The organism is Arthrobacter sp. (assembly GCF_031179385.1).
Lineage (GTDB): Bacteria > Actinomycetota > Actinomycetes > Actinomycetales > Micrococcaceae > Arthrobacter_D.
Map to the genome: position 1 here is coordinate 1 of NZ_JAPSHV010000184.1, position 3,786 is coordinate 3,786.

The 3,786-nt window shown below is 63.8% G+C and carries 2 protein-coding genes and 1 pseudogene; all 3 read left to right on the forward strand.

Annotated elements, in window-relative coordinates; translation table 11 throughout:
* A pseudogene (locus RIF85_RS15085) lies at positions 1-339 on the forward strand (alcohol dehydrogenase); the annotation flags it as partial.
* A gap of 54 nt (positions 340-393) precedes the next feature.
* On the forward strand, positions 394-1,128 hold the full coding sequence (locus tag RIF85_RS15090; protein WP_309072722.1) for an endonuclease/exonuclease/phosphatase family protein: 735 nt from the start codon (positions 394-396) through the stop codon (positions 1,126-1,128).
* A gap of 96 nt (positions 1,129-1,224) precedes the next feature.
* On the forward strand, positions 1,225-3,786 hold a 2,562-nt coding region (locus tag RIF85_RS15095; RefSeq protein WP_309072721.1), incomplete at its 3' end, for a TM0106 family RecB-like putative nuclease.

The following is a 3,786-nucleotide window of genomic DNA, read 5'->3' on the forward strand; positions in this document are numbered from 1 at the left end:
ATTGAAGCTGCCGGCAACGCGCGGGCGTTCGAGACCGCGGTGCAGCTCACCGACGTCGGCGGTATCACCGTCACGGTGGGCCTTCCCTCCCCGGACGCGCGGGCGTCGATTGCGCCCCTCGGTATCACCGCCGAAGCGCGAACGATCGTGGGCAGCTACCTCGGTTCCGCGGTGCCGGAACGGGACATCCCGCGGTACGCGCAGCTCTGGCGGGAGGGAAAGCTCCCTGTGGAAGCACTGATCTCCTCGCACATTGCTCTGGAGGACATCAACGAGGCGATGGACCAGCTGGCCGACGGCAAAGCGATTCGGCAGGTCATCATCTTCGATGGCGCCTGAGAGTGTTTAGACTGAACCTGCTTCTGCCGTCCCCCACCGAAGGAGTGCGTCCTGATACGCGCAATCAGCTACAACCTCCGAGAGCATAAAGCGCGTGGAGAACTCGAAGCCCTGGCTCAGGACTACGAGGTGGATCTGCTGTGCCTGCAGGAGTGCGACGCATCGGACCTGCCCGACGTCGTTGGCGGCCTCCAGTTGGCAACCGCCACCAAGGAAAACCGCCTGGGGCTGGCGCTCTATTACCGGCGAAGCCGTTTCGACATGGTCCGGGCGGATGCGTTCTCCCTGAAGAAGTCGTTGCACGACCGGGTGCTCACCCCCGCACACGAGCGCCTCATCGGGGTGAAGCTGCTTGACCTGGAAACCGACCACACCCTGGTGGCAGGATCGTTCCATGCCGCTCCCCTGACCGCGTCGAATTCGTTGCGCCGGCACCAGATCAACGCAGCACACATCGAATTGCTGGGCATGGGCAAGAGCATCGCTACGTTGATGGTCGGCGACTTCAACTATCCGTTCTTCACCCGGAACCTCACCGCCCGCATGAACGAGTCCGGCTATGACCTGTCGCTCAGCGACAAGCGGACCTACACGCGCGGCATGTTCTTCCGCGGGCACTTCGACTTTGCGACCTCGCGCGGTCTTGATATCCAGAAGGTCGAGACCCTCCCGCGCGGGGCGTCGGATCACCTGCCGATCCTGGTCCTGGCGGACTACCGGAACGGAAATGACGACGACGGCGAGGGCGACGGCAAGGGGCACGATGCAGCACCGAAGTCCGTCGGGTAGTCGCTGCAGCAACTCCTGAACCGCTGCACGAATCTGCTTCCCCGATTGTCAGTGGCACGTGATTCGATGGAATGAAACCACAGTCACGGAGACCTCATGTTCCTGCTCGATCCGCCAGTTGCGAATACTCAACCCGATCTCGTCTTCTCAGCCACTGACCTGGTCAACGCGTCGGTCTGCGAATACCGCACGCTGCGCGTGCTTGATGAGAAGCTGGGCCGCGCGGAGAAGCCGGCGTTCGACGCTGATGAGATGCTTGAGCGCACCGCCCAACTCGGCGACGTCCATGAGCGGAGAATCCTTGACGGGTTCGTTGCGGAATACGGCGAGTGGGATCCTGAGCGGAAAACGGGCGTCTACGACGTCGTTCCCGCCGCCGGCATGGAGCGTCCGCTCCTGCTCGCGAAGCACGCGGAATCCATCGAAGCGTTGAGAAGCGGCGCCGACGTCGTCTTTCAGGCAGCCTTCTTTGACGGCCAGTTTCACGGTCGTTCGGATTTCCTCGTCAAGGTTGATGGCGCGTATGCGGTCTGGGACACCAAGCTCGCCCGGCACGCGAAAGTTGGTGCGCTGCTGCAACTCGCTGCGTATGGAGATCAGCTGCTGAAGGCGGGAATCGAGCCCGCACCCCTGGTAACCCTGGTGCTCGGCAACAACCAACACAGTAATCACCGGCTGGCTGACCTGTTGCCGGTGTACCGCGAGCGTCGGGATCGCTTCCTCGACCTCGTCGAGAACCACCGCAGCAAGCCGGAGCCGGTGTTGTGGGGCGACGAAACCCACACGGCCTGCGGGCGCTGTGAGTATTGCCAGCTGATGGTGGCGGCAACCCGGGATCTCCTGCTGGTTGGGCGGATGAGCACCGCTCGGCGTGCGAAACTCCATAAGGACGGCATCTACACCATCGACGATCTTGCGGCGATGGACGTCGCCGAGGACAACGAGAGCCTGCTCGCGCTGCGTGACCAGGCCCGTATGCAGCTCGGTGTGGCGGACACCGACGGCAGTGTCGATTACCCGGACAAGTACGGCGAGCGGCAGACGCTGAGCTACCGGGTGCTGGCCGAGAACACTCTCGGCAACCTCCCGGAGCCTGATGAGGGGGACATCTTCTTCGATTTCGAGGGCGACCCGCTGTGGCAGGACCCGCAGAGCGGCCGCTGGGGCCTCGAGTACCTCTTTGGAGTGGTGGAGAATCCTCCGGCTTCCGGCGCCGAGCCTCCCTTCGTGCCTTTCTGGGCGCATGACCGCGCCCAGGAACGTCAGGCCTTCGCGAGCTTCCTCGATTACGTGGCCGAGCGCCGTCGTCGTTATCCCAACATGCACATCTACCACTACGCCGCGTACGAGAAGACGGCGCTGCGTAACCTGTCATTGATACACCTCATCGGCGAGGAAGCGGTGGATACGCTGCTGCGGGATGGAGTGCTGGTCGACCTCTACGAGACCGTGCGCACCAGCCTGCGCATCTCGGACCGCTCCTACAGCATCAAAAAACTCGAGCCGCTCTACATGGGCAGTAACCTGCGCTCAGGGGACGTGACCGACGCCGGTGCCTCTGTGGTGGCCTACGCACGGTACTGCGAGGCGCGCGATTCCGGGGATAGCGAGCGCGCTGCCGACATCCTCGCAGGAATCAGCGACTACAACCGGTACGACTGCCTGTCCACCCTTGAGCTGCGGAATTGGCTGCTGGGCCTGGCCGCCGAGCGCGGCATTGCGTTGGCGCAGCCTCAGGAGCCGAAGGTCGACACGTCGGAACCACCGTCGGCTGAGGAGCAGGTACTGCTCGATTACGTGGCTTCACTGCCCACGAGCCGTGTCCTGACGAAGGATGAACAGGCGATCGCCATGGTGGCCGCCGCAGTCGGTTATCACCGCCGGGAGGACAAGCAGTTCTGGTGGGAGCACTTTGATCGGCTGGGCTCCCCCGTCGACGACTGGTCGGACACACGGGACGTGTTCATCGTTCGGCACGCCACGGTTGTGCAGGACTGGGAGAAGCCCAATTCCCGCAGCAACCCGGTGCGTGTGGTGGACCTGTGCGGCATCTCGTCGGAAGGCTCGGAGTTCAAACCGGGAAGCAAATGGTTCCGCATGTACGGTGAGCCGCTTCCCGAGGGTCTGGAGCCGTTCGACGGCAAGGTCGACGGACGCGAGGGCTGGTTCGGCACCGAAATCGTCGATTCCTATGCCGACCGGGACGGCGAGCACCTGGTCATTCGCGAGAAGCTCAAGCGTGGCGGCGAGCACTACGCGCAGACGCCGATGGCCTTGACCCCGGACCAGCCGATCTCCACCAAGTCGATTCGAGCGGCGCTGGCCGAACTGGCGAGGGAGGTGGGTGCCGATCTTCCCGAGCTGCCCCGGACGCCGGGCCTGGAGATTCTCCGAAAGGCGCATCCCACGCTGACGGGCGTAGCGAGCCTTCCCGAGGTGGTTGACCACGAGTACGCCACCGCTATTACTGCGGCCGTCGAAGCGCTTGACCGCTCCTACCTCGCCGTCCAGGGTCCACCCGGCACCGGAAAGACGTACGTCGGGTCCCATGTGATCTGTGCGCTCGTGTCACGGGGTTGGAAGGTCGGCGTTGTGGCTCAGTCTCACGCCGTCGTCGAGCACATGCTCGAGGCCGCCCTCACAGCAGGTGTACCGGCA